Origin of the sequence: Christensenella sp. MSJ-20, from assembly GCF_044357945.1 — a bacterium.
Classification (GTDB): Bacteria; Bacillota; Clostridia; order Christensenellales; family QAND01; genus QAND01.
Genome location: NZ_CP076563.1, coordinates 363,182 through 381,902 on the forward strand (window position 1 = coordinate 363,182; position 18,721 = coordinate 381,902).

General features: G+C 54.1%; 17 protein-coding genes. 16 read left to right on the forward strand and 1 reads right to left on the reverse strand.

The genetic code is table 11. The features are described from left to right. Position 1: 1 nt before the first annotated feature. The 16 genes from KP626_RS01830 (at position 2) to KP626_RS01905 (ending at position 17,868) form a co-directional block, all read left to right on the forward strand. Positions 2 to 1,531, forward strand: a complete 1,530-nt coding sequence (locus tag KP626_RS01830; protein WP_395977787.1) for a YifB family Mg chelatase-like AAA ATPase — start codon at positions 2 to 4, stop codon at positions 1,529 to 1,531. 3 nt (positions 1,532 to 1,534) lie between these two features. After that, entirely contained in the window at positions 1,535 to 2,638 is a 1,104-nt protein-coding gene (gene dprA / locus KP626_RS01835; RefSeq protein WP_395977789.1) for a DNA-processing protein DprA, read from the forward strand. A gap of 15 nt (positions 2,639 to 2,653) precedes the next feature. Then, the gene (topA, locus tag KP626_RS01840) at positions 2,654 to 4,906 is read left to right on the forward strand and encodes a type I DNA topoisomerase (RefSeq protein WP_395977791.1); all 2,253 of its coding nucleotides are present in this window, start codon (positions 2,654 to 2,656) and stop codon (positions 4,904 to 4,906) included. After that, positions 4,899 to 6,209, forward strand: coding sequence for a methylenetetrahydrofolate--tRNA-(uracil(54)-C(5))-methyltransferase (FADH(2)-oxidizing) TrmFO (gene trmFO / locus KP626_RS01845; protein WP_395977793.1), 1,311 nt, complete (start codon positions 4,899 to 4,901; stop codon positions 6,207 to 6,209). The genes topA and trmFO overlap by 8 nt, the downstream gene beginning before the upstream one ends. A 13-nt stretch (positions 6,210 to 6,222) precedes the next feature. After that, positions 6,223 to 6,753, forward strand: a complete 531-nt coding sequence (hslV, locus tag KP626_RS01850) for an ATP-dependent protease subunit HslV (RefSeq protein ID WP_395977795.1) — start codon at positions 6,223 to 6,225, stop codon at positions 6,751 to 6,753. A 2-nt stretch (positions 6,754 to 6,755) separates the two neighbouring features. Further along, complete coding sequence (hslU, locus tag KP626_RS01855; RefSeq protein ID WP_395977797.1) at positions 6,756 to 8,186, forward strand: ATP-dependent protease ATPase subunit HslU; 1,431 nt, start codon at positions 6,756 to 6,758, stop codon at positions 8,184 to 8,186. A gap of 485 nt (positions 8,187 to 8,671) precedes the next feature. Beyond that, positions 8,672 to 10,327 (forward strand): ribonuclease J, encoded by a 1,656-nt coding sequence (locus tag KP626_RS01860; protein WP_395978911.1) that lies wholly within the window; start codon positions 8,672 to 8,674, stop codon positions 10,325 to 10,327. Next, the gene (locus KP626_RS01865; RefSeq protein WP_395977799.1) at positions 10,324 to 10,671 is read left to right on the forward strand and encodes a YlbF family regulator; all 348 of its coding nucleotides are present in this window, start codon (positions 10,324 to 10,326) and stop codon (positions 10,669 to 10,671) included. The genes KP626_RS01860 and KP626_RS01865 overlap by 4 nt, the downstream gene beginning before the upstream one ends. 27 nt (positions 10,672 to 10,698) lie before the next feature. Then, positions 10,699 to 11,904 (forward strand): endolytic transglycosylase MltG, encoded by a 1,206-nt coding sequence (gene mltG / locus KP626_RS01870; RefSeq protein ID WP_395977801.1) that lies wholly within the window; start codon positions 10,699 to 10,701, stop codon positions 11,902 to 11,904. A gap of 298 nt (positions 11,905 to 12,202) precedes the next feature. Then, positions 12,203 to 12,928 carry a WecB/TagA/CpsF family glycosyltransferase gene (locus tag KP626_RS01875; protein ID WP_395977803.1) on the forward strand — a complete coding sequence of 242 codons (726 nt, stop codon included), beginning with the start codon at positions 12,203 to 12,205 and terminating at the stop codon, positions 12,926 to 12,928. Then, positions 12,928 to 14,037 (forward strand): non-hydrolyzing UDP-N-acetylglucosamine 2-epimerase, encoded by a 1,110-nt coding sequence (gene wecB, locus KP626_RS01880; RefSeq protein ID WP_395978913.1) that lies wholly within the window; start codon positions 12,928 to 12,930, stop codon positions 14,035 to 14,037. The genes KP626_RS01875 and wecB overlap by 1 nt, the downstream gene beginning before the upstream one ends. A 135-nt stretch (positions 14,038 to 14,172) precedes the next feature. Further along, positions 14,173 to 14,856 (forward strand): RNA polymerase sporulation sigma factor SigK, encoded by a 684-nt coding sequence (sigK, locus tag KP626_RS01885; RefSeq protein WP_395977805.1) that lies wholly within the window; start codon positions 14,173 to 14,175, stop codon positions 14,854 to 14,856. A gap of 61 nt (positions 14,857 to 14,917) precedes the next feature. Then, entirely contained in the window at positions 14,918 to 15,775 is an 858-nt protein-coding gene (locus KP626_RS01890) for a TIM barrel protein (RefSeq protein ID WP_395977807.1), read from the forward strand. After that, positions 15,772 to 16,842, forward strand: coding sequence for a M24 family metallopeptidase (locus tag KP626_RS01895; RefSeq protein WP_395977809.1), 1,071 nt, complete (start codon positions 15,772 to 15,774; stop codon positions 16,840 to 16,842). Before KP626_RS01890 ends, KP626_RS01895 begins: the two co-directional genes overlap by 4 nt. A 42-nt stretch (positions 16,843 to 16,884) precedes the next feature. After that, positions 16,885 to 17,442: an elongation factor P gene (efp, locus tag KP626_RS01900; RefSeq protein ID WP_395977811.1), complete on the forward strand. Its 558-nt coding sequence runs from the start codon at positions 16,885 to 16,887 to the stop codon at positions 17,440 to 17,442. A 39-nt stretch (positions 17,443 to 17,481) separates the two neighbouring features. Beyond that, complete coding sequence (locus KP626_RS01905) at positions 17,482 to 17,868, forward strand: CD1247 N-terminal domain-containing protein (protein WP_395977813.1); 387 nt, start codon at positions 17,482 to 17,484, stop codon at positions 17,866 to 17,868. A 44-nt stretch (positions 17,869 to 17,912) separates the two neighbouring features. On the opposite strand, the gene KP626_RS01910 is transcribed toward KP626_RS01905, so the two are convergent. Beyond that, positions 17,913 to 18,677 (reverse strand): MerR family transcriptional regulator, encoded by a 765-nt coding sequence (locus tag KP626_RS01910; RefSeq protein WP_395977815.1) that lies wholly within the window; start codon positions 18,675 to 18,677, stop codon positions 17,913 to 17,915. Positions 18,678 to 18,721 lie beyond the last annotated feature (44 nt).

Genomic DNA, 18,721 nt, shown 5'->3' on the forward strand with positions numbered 1-18,721 from the left:
GATGCTGGCCAAGGTCAACAGCTATGGCATATTGGGCATTACTGGATATCCCGTTACCGTGGAGGTGGACGTGGCAAACGGCCTTCCCATGTTTGACATCGTGGGACTTCCGGACGCCTCGGTAAAGGAATCCCGGGAGCGGGTGCGCAGCGCGCTCCGTAACGGGGGATTTGAGATGCCAAATCTTCGGATTACGGTGAATCTGGCTCCAGCCGATATCAAAAAGGAAGGCGCGCTCTACGATCTTCCCATTGCCCTCGGCCTTCTGGTGGCCTCGGGACAGTTGGATGCCGATGCCCTTTTAGGCTATACCGTCATTGGCGAACTTTCCCTGGACGGCACCGTGCGGAGGATTCACGGGGTATTGCCCATGGCAATCGACGCCCGGCAACGAAATGTGCCGGCTATGCTGGTTCCCATGGAAAACGCCGAAGAGGCCGCTTATATTCAAGGCATCGGCGTCTACGGCGCAGAAAGCCTCTCCCAAGCGGTAGGACACTTAAGAGGAGAGGCTCCCATTGCGCCCTTGATTGGCCGGGAGTGGAGGCCAGGAAGAGAGGACGCTCCAGTACCGGATTTTGCCGATATCCGAGGCCAGGAGGGCGCAAAACGAGCCATGGAGATCGCTGCGGCGGGAGGACACAATCTTCTGCTGATCGGCCCCCCGGGATCGGGTAAGACCATGTTGGCGCGAAGCCTTGTGGGGATCCTACCGGACCTCAGCTTTGAAGAGGCTTTGGAGATCACCAAGATCCATTCGGTGAGCGGTGCTTTGAAAAACGGGCAGGGCGGCATCCTATCCATCCGCCCTTTCCGGGCGCCCCATCATTCTGCCTCTACCGCCGCTTTGACGGGCGGCGGCACCCGGGCCAAGCCCGGGGAGGTGAGTCTAAGCCACCTTGGGGTGCTTTTCCTGGATGAACTGCCCGAGTTCCGCCGGGATGCCTTGGAAGCATTGCGCCAGCCTCTGGAGGACGGCTCCGTTACCGTCTCCCGGGTGACGGCTTCCATGACCTATCCCGCTGATTTCATGCTGGTTGCCGCCATGAACCCCTGTCCCTGCGGTCATTATGGTACCGAGCAATGCCGCTGTACCCCCCTGCAGATCCAGCGGTATTTGGGCAGGATCAGCGGCCCGCTTTTGGATCGCATCGATGTGCATGTGGAGATGGGGCCGGTAACCTATTCCGAACTGACAGAAGGGCCAAGTGGGGAACCCTCCAGCGCTGTGCGGGAACGGGTAAACGCTGCTCGGCGGACGCAGGCGGAGCGCTTTTCCCGTAAAGGCATCTACTGCAATGCCCAGTTGGATGCAGCGGGGCTCAAGAGACACTGCCAGACCGACGCCTTGGGAGACCGGATCTTACGACAGGCTTTCGGCGGGATGGATCTATCGGCCCGAGCCTATACCCGAATTCTAAAGGTGGCTCGAACCATCGCGGATCTGGATGGCAGCCAAGAGATTCTGGGCCGTCATGTGGCCGAGGCAGTACAATACCGCAGCCTTGACAGAAAATATTGGGGGGTGTAGTATATGTCAAATTCCAAGTTGATCTATGCGGTCTGGCTCAATGCCATCGAGGGAATCGGGGCCAGGCGGTACGATGAGATATGCCGGCGTTTTGGCTCTCCTCAAGAGGTATTTGAAAACGCTACCCGACAAGAGCTGCTGAAAATCCCCTCGCTGGGGGAACGAATCGCGGAATCCATTCTGGAGCATAGAACCCAACAGGCCCTGGATTCCATTGAAAAGGATTTGATGGAACAGGACGCGCGGGTTTACCTGCGTGAGGATGAGGGCTATCCCGCCATCCTCCGGGAGATTGCCGATCCGCCGCCCATCCTTTATGTAAGGGGCAATCTTTCCTTTGAAGGTCTTCGGATGCTTGCCATGGTTGGGACCCGGCATCCTACCCGCTATGGAAGGGACATGGCCTACCGGCTTGCTCAGGAGTTGGGAGAACAGGGGATCACGGTGGTTTCCGGTCTTGCCCGGGGGATTGACGCCTGCTGCCATGCTGGAGCCCTTGCGGGAGACGGAACCACCATTGCGGTGCTAGGCTGCGGGGTGGATGTTGTCTATCCCGCCGAAAACCGACGGCTGTATCAGCAGATCCAGGAGAGGGGACTGGTGATCTCCGATTATCACTTTGGCACCAAGCCCATCGGCGCCCATTTTCCCGCCCGAAACCGGATCATCAGCGGCTTATCCCGGGGAACCGTAGTGGTGGAAAGCAAGATAAAGGGCGGTAGCCTCATCACCGCCGCCTATGCGCTGGAGCAGAATCGGGATGTGTTTGCGGTGCCGGGAAATATCAATCAGGAGACCGCAAAGGGCACCAATGCGCTTATCGCAGACGGTGCTAAGATGGTTCAGGGAGCCCACTCCATCCTGGAGGAGTACCCCGATTGGGGCAGGGCATTCCAGCCCAAAGCTGGATCAAAGATGCCGGATCTCCAGCAGCTGGAGCCGGATGAACGGCGGATTGTCCAATTATTATTGGAGGGGGAACTCCCCTTTGATTCGCTCATGGGACAGATGGGGATGACCGCAGGCAGCCTGGGGGCTGTCTTGACAATCTTGGAGATAAAAGGAATAATAAAACAGTTGCCGGGACGCATTTACTGCATTAGCTGACCGGCGGAGGAATCTATGGAGCAAGAAACCACCAAGAAGACCACGACCAAAAAGAGTACTGCGGCTTCCGCCACGGCAAAGAAAACGGCGGCCAAGGCCGGTTCTAAAAAGACAACTAAAAAAACCACCGCTTCTAAGGCAAAAAAGACCAAGGGAGACCATACCCTGGTGATCGTTGAGTCCCCGGCCAAGGCTCATACCATCGGCAAATTTGTAGGTAAGGATTATAAAGTGATTGCCAGCCAAGGCCATGTGCGGGATCTTCCTGCAAAGCAGCTTGGGGTGGATGTGGAAAACGGATTTACCCCCAAGTATGTCAACCTTACCGGGCGCAGCAAGATCATCACCAACATCAAAGCCGAGGCCAAGGAGAGCAAAAGTGTTCTTCTGGCCACCGACCCGGACCGGGAGGGAGAGGCCATCAGCTGGCACATTGCCCAGGTGCTCGGCCTCAGCGAGAACGATCCCTGTCGGATCGAGTTCAACGAAATCACCGAGGGAGCGGTAAAAAGCGCTCTGAGCCATCCCCGCACCATCGATATGGGACGGGTCAACGCCCAACAGGCCCGGCGAATTCTAGATCGATTGGTGGGTTATCAAATCAGCCCCATCCTATGGCGTAAGGTGAAGAAAGGCCTTTCTGCTGGACGGGTGCAGAGCGTTGCCGTTAAGATCATCTGTGAGCGGGACCGGGAGATCGAAAAATTTAAACCCGAGGAGTACTGGAGCATCACCGGCGCTTTTACCGAGCTGCTCCATAACCAGCAGTTTTTAGCCAAGCTGGAGCGAATCAAGGGAAAGAAAGCCGCCATCCATAACGAGGAGGAGGCCAAGGCGCTGGTGGAAGCCGCAAAGGGCGCGGCGTTTACCATTGCCACCGTAAAAAAGGGCCAGCGGATGCGCCGGGCCCAGCCTCCCTTTACCACCAGCACCATGCAGCAGGAGGCCAGCCGCAAGCTTAACATGACCCCGTCCGTCACCATGCGGGTTGCTCAGAGCCTGTATGAAGGCGTGGACATCCCCGGCCAGGGGGCGGTGGGCCTGATTACCTATATCCGTACCGACAGCATGCGCATCAGCGCCGAGGCAGCCGCGGAGGCCCGGGAATATATCGCCGGCCGGTTCGGCAGCAACTATCTGCCCGCAAAGCCCAACGTATACCGGAACCGCAAGAGCGCCCAAGACGCCCATGAGGCCATTCGTCCCACCTCCCTTCAACGGACGCCCCAGAGCCTTTCCGGAACCTTGAACCGGGACCAGCTGCGGTTATACGAACTGGTTTATAATCGGTTTGTCGCCAGCCAGATGGCCCCCGAGGTATCCGATACCGTCACCGCTGATATTGTCGGCGGCGACTTGACGTTCCGTTCCACCGGTTCCATCGTCCGGTTTGATGGCTATCGGGCCATCTACACCGAGGGCCGGGACGAGGAGGAGGAAAAGGATCAGCGGCTCCCAGAGCTCATCGAGGGAACGGCCTGCCGGATGGAAAAGGCCGATCCCAAACAGCACTTTACCCAGCCTCCGCCCAAGTACACCGAGGCTACGCTGGTCAAAGCGCTTGAGGAGCGGGGAATCGGACGTCCCAGCACCTACGCTACCATCATCTCCACCATCCTGGACAGGGAGTACGTGGAGCGCCAGAGCCGGCAGCTTTCCGCTACGCCCCTGGGATTTTTGATTACGGATATTTTGGAGCAGTACTTTACCAACATTGTGGATGAGGAATTTACCGCAGGCATGGAAAATACCCTGGATGAGATCGAGGAAGGGGAGGACTGGCAGCAGGCGGTAGGTGCGTTCTATGGGCCTTTTAAGGAAAGCCTGGACAACGCTGAAAAGAATATGGAACGGGTGAAGCTTCCCGAGGAGGTCACAGACGAGCCCTGTCCCAACTGCGGCGCTATGATGGTCATCAAGAGCGGTCGATTCGGCAAGTTTTTGGCCTGCCCCAACTATCCCGAATGCAAGACCACCAAGCCCCTCATTGAAAAGACGGGAACCAAGTGCCCTAAATGCGGCGGCGATGTGGTAAAGAAGAAAAGTAAAAAGGGCAAGGTGTTTTACGGCTGCGCCAACTATCCCAACTGTGATTTTGTTTCCTGGGATATGCCCTTGGATGAAAAATGCGAAAAATGCGGCGCCTATATGGTGCAGCGGTGGGGCAAAAATAAGCGCCCCTATAAGCAGTGTTCCAACCCTGAGTGTCAGAATCGGGTGTTTGGGAACGGGAAGGAAAAGAAGGAAACGGAAGGACAGGATGAATAGCGTATCGGTAGTGGGCGGCGGCCTGGCAGGATGCGAGGCAGCCCTCCAGTTGGCCCGCCGGGGTGTGGACGTCACGCTGTATGAAATGAAACCCGCCCGGTTTTCGCCCGCCCATCGCTCCCCAATGTTTGCGGAATTGGTGTGCAGCAACTCCCTCAAAAGCATGAAGGAGGACAGCGCCCCATACCTATTGAAATGGGAGATGGAACAGCTGGGCTCCATTGTGATGGAGAGCGCCCGCCGCTGCGCCGTTCCGGCGGGTGGGGCGCTTTCAGTGGATCGGGAAGCCTTTTCCGGCTATATCACGGAGCGGATTGAACATCACCCTCACATTCGGGTGATCCGCGAGGAGCTAACCCATCTGCCGAAGGAGGAGCGCGCCATCATCGCTACCGGCCCGCTGACTTCCGCCGGGTTATACCGGGAGATCACCGATCTTGTAGGGGAATCCCTCTATTTTTATGACGCAGCAGCCCCCATCGTGGACGGCGCTACCATTGATCTTTCCCGGGCATACTTTCAGGGACGGTACGACCAAGACGCAGACTATCTCAACTGTCCCATGACAAAGGAAGAGTACGACGCCTTCTATGACGCGCTGGTTTCCGCTCAAACGGCGCCCCTTTCGGAGGAGGATCAGAAGGTCGTCCATTTTGAGGGATGCATGCCCATTGAGGCCATGGCAAAGCGGGGAAGGCAGACTCCGCTGTTTGGTCCCATGAGCCCTAAGGGGATCTATGACCCCGTCACCGATAAACGGCCCTACGCCGTGGTGCAGCTTCGCCGGGAGGATCAGGAGGGTACCATGTTCAACCTGGTGGGCTTCCAAACCAATTTGACCTTTCCGGAACAGCGCAGGGTATTTCGGATGATTCCCGCTCTTTCTGAGGCTACTTTTTTCCGCTATGGAGTAATGCACCGAAACACCTTTCTCCATTCCCCCAGCCTTTTGGATGAACGGCTACGGCTGAAATGCCGGCCAAACCTTTCCTTTGCGGGACAGATCACCGGCGTTGAGGGCTATGTGGAGTCGGCTGCCTGCGGCATTTTAGCGGGGATTTTTGCCGCCCATGAGGTTTTGGGAAAGTTCCAGCCGGAGTTTCCCCATACCACTGGCCATGGCGCGCTTTTGCGCTATGTAACGGCCTACGGCGGTTCGGATTTTCAGCCCATGAACATGAACTTTGGAATTCTTCCCCCTATAACGGGAATAAAGGGAAAGCGGGAGCGGCACCAGGCCGCCGTCCAGCGGGGGAAAGAGGATTTGCTTGCTACCATGGAACGCTATCAACTATGGGTTTAAGGAGGAATGACTTTTGTTTGAAGGAACCACCATCGTCGCGGTCAAGCGGGAGGGCGTCTGCGCCATTGCCGGGGACGGTCAAGTGACCATGGGTCAAAATACGGTGATGAAGAACACCGCCCAGAAGGTACGGCGGCTTTATAAGGATCGGGTGGTGATCGGCTTTGCAGGAAGCGTAGCCGACGCCTTTACCCTTTCGGAGCGGTTTGAAAACAAGTTGGAGCAGTTTTCCGGCAATCTACGCCGCGCGGCAGTTGAATTGGCCAAGGAATGGCGGGGGGATAAGATGCTCCGCAACCTGGAAGCCCTGATGCTGGCGGCTGATAAAGACGATCTGCTTTTGATCTCCGGCAATGGAGAGGTCATCGATCCCGATGACGGTGTGGCGGCCATCGGCAGTGGCGGAAACTTCGCTCTGGCGGCGGCGCGCGCCCTTCGGCAAAACACGGAGCTGTCCGCTTCCGAGATCGCCCGAAAATCCATCGAGATCGCCGCGGATATCTGTATCTTTACCAACCGTAACATCACGGTTATGGAGGTGTAACTATGTCGGATTTGGTACCTGTAGCGGCCCATCCGGGCTCCCAGCGGGAAGCGGAACTGACCCCCAGGGAGATTGTGCGGGAGCTGGATAAATACATCATTGGCCAGGCAAACGCAAAGCGGGCAGTCGCTGTGGCGCTTCGTAACCGTTACCGCCGCAGTATGCTCCCCCCCGAGATACAGGGGGAAATCACGCCCAAGAACATCTTGATGATGGGACCTACCGGCGTTGGAAAGACCGAGATCGCCCGCAGACTGGCCAAACTGGTCAATGCTCCCTTCATCAAGGTGGAGGCCACCAAATTTACCGAAGTGGGCTATGTAGGCCGAGACGTAGAATCCATGATCCGGGATCTCACCGAGGCAGCCATCCGCATTGTAAAGGAGGAGCGGCTGCAAAGCGTCCAGGAAAAGGCGGAACAAGCGGCTACCGAACGCTTGGTTGACCTATTGATGCCCCAGAATCAGAAAAAACAACAGCCTTCCGGGGGAACCCCCCTTGCCTCCATCTTTGGCGCGGCCATTCCCAGCCCCCAGAAGTCCATGACAGAGGAGGAAAAGGACGAATACTATTCTACCCGAAGCTCCATTGCTTTTCAGCTTAATTCCGGACTCCTGGAGAACCAGATCGTGGAGCTGGAGGTGGAGGAATCCCAGAACAACATGAATATGTCGGCCATGGGGATCGATATGAATATGGGAGATCTCCTTGGACCTTTGATGCCCAAACGCAAAAAGCTTCGCAAGATGCCGGTTTCCGACGCCCGGCGGGTATTGACCGCCGAAGAGGCTGATAAGCTCATCGACATGGATGAGGTTACCCGGGAAGCGCTACTGCGAGCGGAAAACCACGGCATCGTGTTCATCGATGAGATCGATAAAATCGCTGGACGGCAGAATGCCGGCTCGGGGCCCGACGTATCCCGGGAAGGAGTTCAGCGGGACATTCTGCCCATCGTTGAGGGCAGCACCGTCATGACGAAGTATGGCCCCGTTAAGACCGATTACATGCTGTTTATCGCTGCGGGCGCCTTCCATGTGAGCAAAGTAGAGGATCTGATTCCAGAGCTGCAGGGACGCTTCCCGGTGGTGGTATCCCTGGATAGCCTCACCGCAGAGGATTTTGCCCGTATCCTGGTGGAGCCGGATAACGCCATCACCAAGCAATACGCCGCCCTTCTATCCACAGAAAATGTAGCCATCGACTTTACTCCGGACGGCGTCAGCGCCATCGCGGAATACGCCTTTAACGCCAACGAGACCTCGGAAAATCTGGGAGCTCGCCGGCTGTATACCATTATCGAGAATCTGCTGAACGATGAGATGTTCATGGCTGACGGCAGCGAAAAAACCGTTACCGTCAACAATGCCTATGTAACGGAACGGCTGAAGAGCGAATACGATCCCCAGGAGCTGAAAAAATATATTCTGTAAACGGCATTTGATCCACCGTGATCACCCGGACGGCTTCTGCCGTCCGGGCAGATCACTCTTTGTTTCGCGCCATTCGTTCGTGCGCACCCACCGGGAGTCCTTCCCATCCAACCAAGAAGAACAAGAGGCCAGGCGTCCTCTGAGACAACGCCGGTAACAATCCTACGAAAGAGGTTGAAACATTGGAAGCAAACACACAGAACCAACAAAACCAGAAAAAGCCTACCGGGCAGAACCGTAGGCGCCGACGTCCCGCTTCTCCCAAGGGAGAAGCGTCGGCCCAGCCGGCTGCAAAGACGGTAAAGGCCCCCCAGGGGGAGCCGCGGAAGAAGCAGTCCCAGGGTGAAAGTAAAAAAGCCGCTCCCAAAAGAACTGCGGCAGCCAAGACACAGCAGCCAACAAAGGAGCAGAGCGGCACCAGCCGTACCCGTAGAACCCAGCGAAAGCCCAAAGGGCAGGGGGGCAAGAGCCAGACGCCCCTTCGCATCATTCCCCTTGGCGGTCTTTCGGAGATCGGGAAGAACGTCACCGCTTTTGAGTACGGGAACGATATCATCGTGGTGGACTGCGGCTTTGCTTTCCCCAGTGACAGCATGTTGGGCATCGATTATGTGATCCCGGATTTTTCCTATCTTGTGAAGAACAAGGATAAGGTTCAAGGCATCCTAATCACCCATGGACACGAGGATCACATCGGCTCTTTGCCCTATCTGCTCAAGGAGGTAAAGGCTCCCATCTATGGAGGCGTGCTGACCCTTGGTTTGATCCAGTACAAGCTGGACGAGCACCGGATCCAGGGGGTGCATTTGCAGCGGATCAAGGATGGGGAAAGGGTAAAGCTGGGCTGCTTTGAGATTCAGTTTATGGCGGTGAACCACAGCATTGCCGATGCCTATGGTCTGCGGATCAAGACCCCGGTTGGAGATATCGTCCACACCGGTGATTTCAAAATCGACCACAGCCCCATCGATGGCAAAAAAATGAACCTCTCCGCCTTTGCGCGCGCAGGAGACGAAGGCGTTCTGCTGTTGATGAGCGATAGCACCAACGCCAACCGGCCAGGCTTTACGCCCAGCGAACAGCGGGTGGCGGAATCCCTGGATCGGTGCTTTGCCGACGCTACCGGCCGGGTTATCGTAGCCACCTTTAGCTCTAACGTAAGCCGGATACAGCAGGTCATCGACATCGCCGAAAAACGGGGAAGAAAAATCTATTTCGCGGGGCGCAGCATGTCTAAGATTGTGGAAATCGCCTCGGAGCTGGGATATATTCGATTGAAAAAAGGATCCCAGGTGGATGACCGGCGGCTGGACTATCTGGAGCCAGACCAGGTGGTGATCATCACCACCGGCAGCCAGGGGGAACCCATGAGCGGCCTGGTGCGGATGAGCCGGGACGAACACCGTTATGTGAGCCTTCGGGCCGGGGATATGGTGGTCATCTCCGCTTCCCCCATCCCAGGCAACGAGAAAGCGGTATCGGGAGTCATCGACCGCCTATACCGCAAAGGCGTTCATGTGGTGTATCATGACACCATGGAGGTGCACGTATCGGGCCATGCCCGACAGGAGGAGCAAAAGCTCATCATGGCCCTCACCAAGCCCAAGTTCTTTATGCCGGTCCATGGGGAATACCATCACCTGCTAAGCCACGCCCATACCGCTATGGCCTATGGCATTCCACAGGAGAATATTATGGTTGCCGAAAATGGCAACGTGTTGGAGCTGACCCAGGACTCCTTCCAGGTTGCCGGCGAGGTGCCGGCGGAGCCCATCCTGGTGGATGGCAGCGGAATCGGCGATGTAGGCAACGTGGTGCTGCGCGACCGGCAGGTACTAGCCTCTGAGGGGCTGTTCATCGTAGTGGCAGCGGTGGATAAAAACGGCAAGCTGGTGTCCGGTCCCGACGTAATCTCCCGAGGATTTGTATATGTCAAGGAGAGCGAAGCGCTCATGGATAAGGCCAAGGAAGTGGCCAAAAAGGCCATCGACGCGGTTACGGCGGGAGAGGAGCATGTGGAATGGGGGGCGCTGAAATCCGCCATCCGCAGTGCGGTGAAAAACTATCTATACAACCAGACCAAACGGAATCCCGTGATCCTGCCCATTATTGTTGAGGTTGATTCAGGAGGCAAAAAATGATAAGCTACGATAAAGCGTATGAACTCGCCCGGGAATTACAGTCCAGCGAGGAATACCAGACCTATATGGCGGCGAAGGAACAGGCCTTTGTCAATGAGATGAATAAGAACCTCTATAAAGAGATGAAGACCATCAGCTACGCCATGAACGCCGCCTACCTGGCGGGCCAGCAGCCCGATGCGGAGCTGACGGAAAAATACCAGAAGCTCATGGGAATTCTTAGCTTGAATCAGGAAGTTATGACCTTTATTCAGGCGGAGTACCGCATCAACCAGGTGATGGGGGATATTTTCAAAATCCTGTCCGAAGCGGTGGACATGCAGTTGGACTTCCTCTCGGAATAGGGATGCAGTTATAGGGGGCAACGACATATGAGCGAACGCGGACACGGCGCCCGGGACCGTCGGGACCGGAACCGGACGGCAGCAAACAATAGGAAACGGATGAACAACCGGATTAGGAGCTTTAATCTGGACGCCATTTTTTCCAGAATCTCCCGTTCCACCAAGATTTTTATCATTAGCTTGGTGATCGTGCTGTTGCTGTTTGTTGGCGTCTGGAAGTTTGTGGACAACAAATATTTTGCGCCGGTGGACTCCCGGTCCAAGGAATCGGTTGTTGTGGTCATCAAGACCGGCTCCGGCCCCTCCACCATCGCCAATCTGTTGGAGGAAAACGGTTTGATCCGCAATGCCAGCATCTATAAGCTGTATTTGGATATCAACGATAAGGCCAGCAAGCTGAAAGCCGGCACCTACGAGTTATCTCCATCCATGACCATGGCGGAGATTACTGAAAAACTGGTGATCGGCGGTTCAGCCAGTCAGGTGGTCAAACTGGTGCTAAAGGAAGGCCAGACGGTGGAGGATCTGGCGCAAACCCTTTTGGATATGGGGGTCATCCAGAGCAAAGAGGATTTCCTCAAGATTATGCAGACGGGAGAGGACTATAAAGGATATTCCTTTATCGACGCGGCATCCGGGGAACCGGGCCTCAAATATGTCATGGAAGGTTACATGTTCCCGGATACCTATGAGATTTACATCGATTCCGATCCGGATGTGATCATCAAGAAATTCTTGGATCGCTTTGAGAACATCTATTCTCCAGAATATGCCGCTCGGGCAGAGGAACTCAACATGACCACCCATGAGGTAATCACCATGGCTTCGGTCATCGAAAAGGAGGCACGGTCCGGCGACTTTAAAAAGGTCTCCGCAGTGTTCCATAACCGGCTGAACCAGAATATGAAGCTACAGTCCTGTCCTACGGCGCAATATGTCCTGGGAATCAAAAAGCTGCGGCTTACCGCCGAGGATGTGTCGGTGGATTCCCCCTATAACACCTATAAATACGCCGGGCTGCCGGCCGGCCCCATCTGCAGTCCAAGCAAGCTTGCCATTGAGGCCGCGCTTTGGCCGGATGAAGACTTTATGAACCAGGGCTATCTCTACTTCTGCAGCAAGGATCCCGCCAGTGGAGAGCTGGCTTTTGCCAAGACCCTGGAGGAGCACAATGCCAACAGCGCAAAGTACCAGGATGTTTGGGCGGAGTGGGACCGCAAGAACGGATATTGATTAACCACTACATGAAGAGAGAAAAGGGGCTTTGGGTTGAAAAGCCCCTTTTGTTCGAATATAATATAGATGCAATTTGGTAATATTTCTTAACAAATTGTATTAATTCTGAGGCTGGTATTGTCAATTAAGTATAAAGATTTTTTCAGAGCGCATTGTGCAGCTTTTAAGCGATTCATCTTTGAGACAGAAAATGGAGATGGCCGCAAAAAAGCGAGCAGAATATTTCTATGAAGATCGCGTGCTCCAGCAATGGCTTGCGCTCTTACAACAGTAAATCCAGTTGCACGAGGACATTATGTTAAAAGATTACTTCAAACATCTTTATTGCAAAAGCCAAATAGATTTTTTCAATGAAGTGTCGCGTGCTTTGGATGCTCAGGAAAAAATGTTTGTAGTTACAGCTAATCCGGAAACCATGATGATGGGGGAAGCACAGCCCGCTTTTGACGCGGTACTATGTAAAGAGGATGTTGTGATTATCCCTGATGGAATTGGTGTTGTCTGGGCCGCCAAAAGCCTTGGTCTGGAGTCCCACGGTCGATTGCCTGGCGTTGAACTAGCTGAGTATCTCATTGAATATGCCAGCAAAACAAGGAAAAGTCTCTTTTTATATGGTGCACAGGAGGAGTCCATTACAGCATTAGTCAAGAAAATTCAAATGGATCATCCGGATGTGGTCATTGCAGGTTATCGCAATGGCTATGACTATTCAGATGATGAGGTTTTCCAAGAAATTTTGACGTTACAGCCAGATATTGTTATGGTTGCGCTTGGCATTCCCCGGCAGGAATTGTTGATTGATCGTTGGTATCATCGTTTTCATAAAGGCGTTTTTGTAGGTGTTGGAGGTACCTTTGATGTGCTCAGTGGAACCAAGCGGCGGGCTCCAAAGTTTTTTCGCAGCTTGAACATGGAATGGCTTTATCGTATCTTACGGGAACCGAAACGGCTTGGCCGCTTTTATCGTAGTAACATACAGTTTTTGCGTCGGGTTCGAAAAATGAAAAAAATGGAGTTCTAATCATGGCAATCAAGGTGATGACGGTTTTTGGAACGCGGCCGGAAACAATAAAAATGGCTCCCGTCGTAAAGGAATTGGAATCCCGGTCAGGGATTGATTCCATCGTCTGCGTATCTGCTCAACACCGTGAGATGTTGGACCAGGTCCTTTCCGCGTTCGATATTGTTCCTGATTTTGATTTAAATATTATGACCCAAGGACAAACTCTTTCCGACATTACCACCCGCATTTTAAGAGGGCTTGAGGATGTCATAAAACAGGTTGCTCCCGACCTGATATTGGTTCATGGAGACACTACCACAACTTTTTCGGCCTCTTTGGCTGCTTTTTATCATCAGGTTGCAATTGGACATGTAGAGGCAGGCCTTCGAACCAATGATAAATATTCTCCCTTTCCAGAGGAAATGAACCGACAGATGGTCGGAATACTAGCCGATCTGCATTTTGCTCCTACAGAGCAGGCGAAACAAAATCTATTACGAGAAGGGAAACCATCTAGTCGGATTTTTGTGACCGGGAATACTGCAATCGACGCTCTACAGACGACGGTGCGGGAGGATTATCAGAATAATCTGCTGACCTGGGCGGAGGGGAGCCGGCTTTTAGTATTAACCGCCCATCGCCGGGAAAATTTAGGGGAGCCCATGTATCGAATGTTTCATGCCATTCGCCGCATTCTTGAGACACACTCCGACGTTAAAGTGATCTATCCTGTTCATCTCAATCCGATCGTCAGTCAAGCCGCCCAGGATGTGTTTGGAGATTGCGACCGTGTGCGTTTAGTGGCTCCGATGGAGGTCATTGATTTTCATAATCTGCTTCGCAGAGCGTACCTAGTGCTCACCGACAGCGGTGGAATCCAGGAAGAAGCACCTTCATTGGGCAAACCGGTTGTGGTTTTACGGGATACCACAGAACGCCCCGAGGGAATTGCAGCCGGTACTTTAAAGCTGGCAGGAACGGAAGAGGAGACCATCTTTCGTATTGTGGATGAACTGCTGTGTAATCAGGCAGAATATCAGCGTATGAGTCGAGCTTCAAATCCCTATGGAGATGGATATGCCAGTAAGCGAATCGTAGATGCTATTTTGGATCATTTTTGTCGATGATACTTTTCAAACCGCTCTTAATGGGCGGTTGTTTTTCCCTCGGAAATTCAACATTCCATCTCCTCCTGACGCATAAGGTAAAGGGAGCCCAGTCGTTGACTAGGCTCCCTTATTTGCATTGGGAGGTATAAAACCATGATTATGGAATGCCTGCATCTGCTGCTGGAATTGCTGCCTTTTGTGTCCTATATCTCGGGCGGGACGGCTTTCAAGAAGCCTCTTTCACCGGAGGAGGAGCGCGCATGCATCCAGCGCTATATGGAGGGAGATCAGGAGGCAAAAAATCAGCTCATCGAACACAATATGCGCTTGATTGCCCACATCGCGAAGAAATACATGGGCAATGGCCGGGATATGGATGATGTGATTTCCATCGGAACCATCGGGCTTATCAAGGCGGTAAACACCTATAATCCCGAGAGCGGAAAGTCCCTTGGAACCTATGCCGCCCGCTGTATTGAAAACGAGATTCTCATGTCGGTGCGAATGGAGCGGAAAACCCGGGGAGAAACGCCCATGGAGGAGGCCATTGGCGCTGATAAGCACGGGAATCAAGTGTTGTTAAGCGAGATTCTGGGAACGCCCCGGGATGATGTGGAAAAACGGGCGGAGCTGAGCCTTGAAGTGGAGCGGCTATACCAGGCGATTGAGACCAGCCTGACAAAGAGAGAGCGAACCATAGTCCAGCTTCGATATGGTCTTTATAACGGCCAGTGTATGACCCAGAGGGAGATCGCAACCCGGTTGGGGATCTCTCGTTCCTACGTGAGCCGCATTGAAAAAAAGGCTTTGGCTAAACTTTTAGAAGCCATCCAATAGCTGGAATACTTGTGAAAATTCGGGATACCCGATATACTGGGATGGTCAAGGATGTGATGAGTTGATACGTTTTGGCCCAGCGGGTAATTCCCAGAGCTTTTATGACGCGGGGCATAAATCCACCCTAGAACAGCCGGCATGGCTTTCTGAAATGGGATTGACCGCTTATGAATACAGTTTTGGGCACGGAGTGCGGCTTCGGGAGGACACCGCCCGAAAGCTAGGGGAGGAGTTTCGGAAATATGGAATTCTGCCCAGTTGTCATGCGCCCTACTATATTAATTTTGGCGCGCCCGAACCGGAAAAACAGGAGAACAGTTTGCGGCATTTGCGGGAAACGGCTATCCGGTGTGATTATATGGACGGCCGGAGAGTGGTGTTTCACCCAGGAGTAGCGGGGAAGGACCGCGCTGCTGCGGTGGAGCGAATCAAATTGGGCATAAAAGCGGCCCTTTCGGAGCTGGATCAGCTGGGCCTGGGGCATATTATCCTCTGTCCCGAGACCATGGGGAAGCTATCTCAGATCGGCGATCTTGATGAAACCCTATCATTCTGCCGCTTGGATGAGCGCCTGATCCCCTGTGTGGATTTCGGTCATCTGTACGCCCGCTCCCTGGGAACCGACCAGGGCGATGAAGCTACCGCCAGGATCATCCAGGAGATGATCGATGCAATCGGCCTGGAGCGCACCCGGATTATGCACGTTCATTTTTCCAATATCGAGTACACAAAGGCCGGGGAAAAGCGGCATCATAATTATGGAGTCACGGAATACGGGCCCGATTTTGGTCCCTTAGCCCGTCAGATTGTCAAATGGAATTTAACGCCTACCATCATCTGCGAATCGGCAGGCAGAATGGCGGAAGATGCCGCGCTATTTCAAGAAATCTATCGGAGAACAAAGGAGGAGTCCCTATGAATTCAAGAGTCAATCAGCTGTTGACCGCGCTAAGCGGCCAGGGCGTGGACGCCATGCTCATCGCCAGCTCCCAAAACCGCCGGTATTTGAGCGGGTTTTCCGGCAGCAACGGAATTCTTTTCATTCACCCGGAAAAGCGGCTTCTGGTAACGGATTTCCGCTATAAGGAACAAGCAGGCCGCCAAGCTCCCGATTACGAAGTCGTTATGACCTCCCAGTTTTTAAGCATGTTTGGCAGCATACGGGAGGCGGCGGAGGCTCTTGGGGTGAAACGAATCGGTTTCGAGTCCGACCGGATGACGGTGGACTGGGCGGCAGGTGCCAAACGGGATCTTCCCGGTATAGAGCTAATACCTTGCGGTGGATTGGTAGAGCGGATTCGTGCTAGTAAGGACGAGTATGAGATAAGCTGTATCGCTACGGCTCAGCGGACGGCGGAGTTGGCCTTCCAGGAGGTATTGGGCATCATTCGTCCTGGCATCTGTGAATATGATATCGCCGCGGAGATTGGATACCGCATGGCCAAGAGCGGCTGTATCACCTCCTTTAATACTATCGTAGCCAGCGGAGAAAACGGTAGCATGCCCCATGCGGTACTCAGCAACCGGGTCATCCAGCGGGGAGACTTTATCACCATGGATTTCGGATGCGTATACAACGGCTATTGCTCCGATATGACCCGCACTGTGGCGGTAGGACAGCCCAGCGAGGAGATGGCCGAGGTGTATCGCATCGTTTTGGAAGCCCAGCGCCGTGCCCTGGATCTGATCGCGCCCGGGGTAAATTGCTTTGATGTGGATACTGCCGCTCGGGGCTATATCAGCGATATGGGCTATGGAGAATACTTTGGCCATGGGCTGGGCCATAGTTTTGGCCTGGAGGTGCATGAGGAGCCTCGGTTTAGTCCCCAATGCCACGAAAACCTTGTGCCCGGCATTTGTATCAGCGTGGAGCCAGGCATCTATTTGCCCGGAAAATTCGGCGTGCGCATCGAGGATACCGTATGTATAACGGAAGATGGATATCGGAACTTTACGAGTACGCCAAAAGAGCTTATAATACTGTGATAGAGTTACAACCAGTTTCAAAACCCAAGTTGGAGGTAAACAATGATATCAGCAGGCGAGTTTCGTAAAGGCATCACCGTGGAAATCGATGACGGCGTATGGGTGATCGTGGATTTCCAGCATGTGAAGCCCGGCAAAGGGGCGGCTTTTGTACGCACCAAGATCAAAAACGTGGTTACCGGCAACGTGCTCGAGCGCACCTTTAACCCCACCGAGCGGATGCCCCGCGCCCATGTGGAAAGCAAGGACATGCAGTATCTATATGCCGATGGGGATCTTTACTACTTCATGGACAACGAAACCTATGAGCAGCTGCCCCTGTCCAAGGATTTGGTGGAGGACGCGTTGAAGTTCATCAAGGAGAACATGGACGTTCAGGTGAAGTTCTTTAAAGGTAGTGCTTTTTCGGTGGAACCCCCGAACTTCGTGGAGCTGGAGGTCACCCAGACCGATCCCGGCTTCAAGGGTGATACCGCTACCGCCGGCACCAAGCCCGCTACCCTGGAAACCGGAGCTGTGGTACAGGTGCCCATGTTTATCGACCAGGGCGAGATCATCCGGGTGGATACCCGCACCGGGGAGTACATGAGCCGGGCGTAACGCCTAGCGCCATGGATCCCACCAGAGGAGGATACGAAAATGAGCTATGTATCGGAAAAGGTTGCCTATCTGAATGGTTTGATGGAGGGCCTGGGCATCGGCGATGCCACCCCCGAGGGCAAGATGATCGGCAAGATCGTGGAGGTTTTAGAGGACATGGCCCAGGCCATGGACGAAATGGATGAAATGGTCGCTGAGCTGGACGAGCGTGTGGATGAGCTCGACATCGATCTAAGCGAGGTAGAGGACGAGCTCTACGGCGAGGACGAGTGCGATTGCGGCTGTGAGGATGAGGATTTCCTGGAAATCGTCTGTCCCCATTGCAATGAGACCATCTATTTTGATCAGGACGCCATCATCGATGGGGAACTGGTCTGTCCCGTTTGCAATCAGGAAATTTTCCCTGATACCGAGGAAGAGGAATAAAACAAATCGTAAAAGGCCCCAGCTTTTGCTGGGGCCTTTTTGTTTTAGATCACCTGGATGTGAAAACGGATGGCATCCCGCAGAAACACAGCGCACCCCGGCTGATCTTCGTCGTAGTATGCGGTAAACCGCGGATCGCACACATATCCCTCCGCCAAAGCTACGTGTGCTTCCCGCTCGTAACGGGGCCACATGGCTCCCAACCACTGCTTGTGAAGCGCGGCAATCTCCATGCCTTCCTGGCCGTCCGGGGAAAGGCCCTGCCGGACAGCTGCCGTAAGACGGCGATTGATCTCTTTGCCAAGATCCTGTAGGCGCGCGTATTCCTCCAAGGTTAGATTCATCATCTTGGCGTTGCTCTCTTCCATCGCATGGCTCCCATATCGTTCTCGAACCTCCGCCCCGTAGGCCTTCTCATTCTCCTGTATCATCTTTTTCTTAAACCCTTCAAACTTTTCAATGTCGCTCATTGTGCTTTCTCCCTTCTCCTTTGAAATGGTCCGTTCCACCGTAGCGATCATTCGGTCAAGAGCGTCCCGCTTTTCTTTGAGCCCAGCCAAATGCCCCTGAAGCGCCCGCAAGCGGCAGTACTGCGGGTCATCCAGGGCCGCCTTGATCTCCTTTAGCTCCAGCCCCAAAGCTCGGTAAAACAGAATCTGCTGTAGCCGGTCCACCTGACTTTCGCCATAAAGGCGGTATCCCGCTTCCGTGGTTTTCTGGGGCGGCAGCAAACCGATGCCGTCGTAATAGCGCAGGGTTCGAGTACTGATCCCCGCCAACTCTGCCAACTCCTTTACGGTATATGTCATGCTGCTTTCCCTCCCATCGGTTGCATTGTAAACCTTTCCGTAAC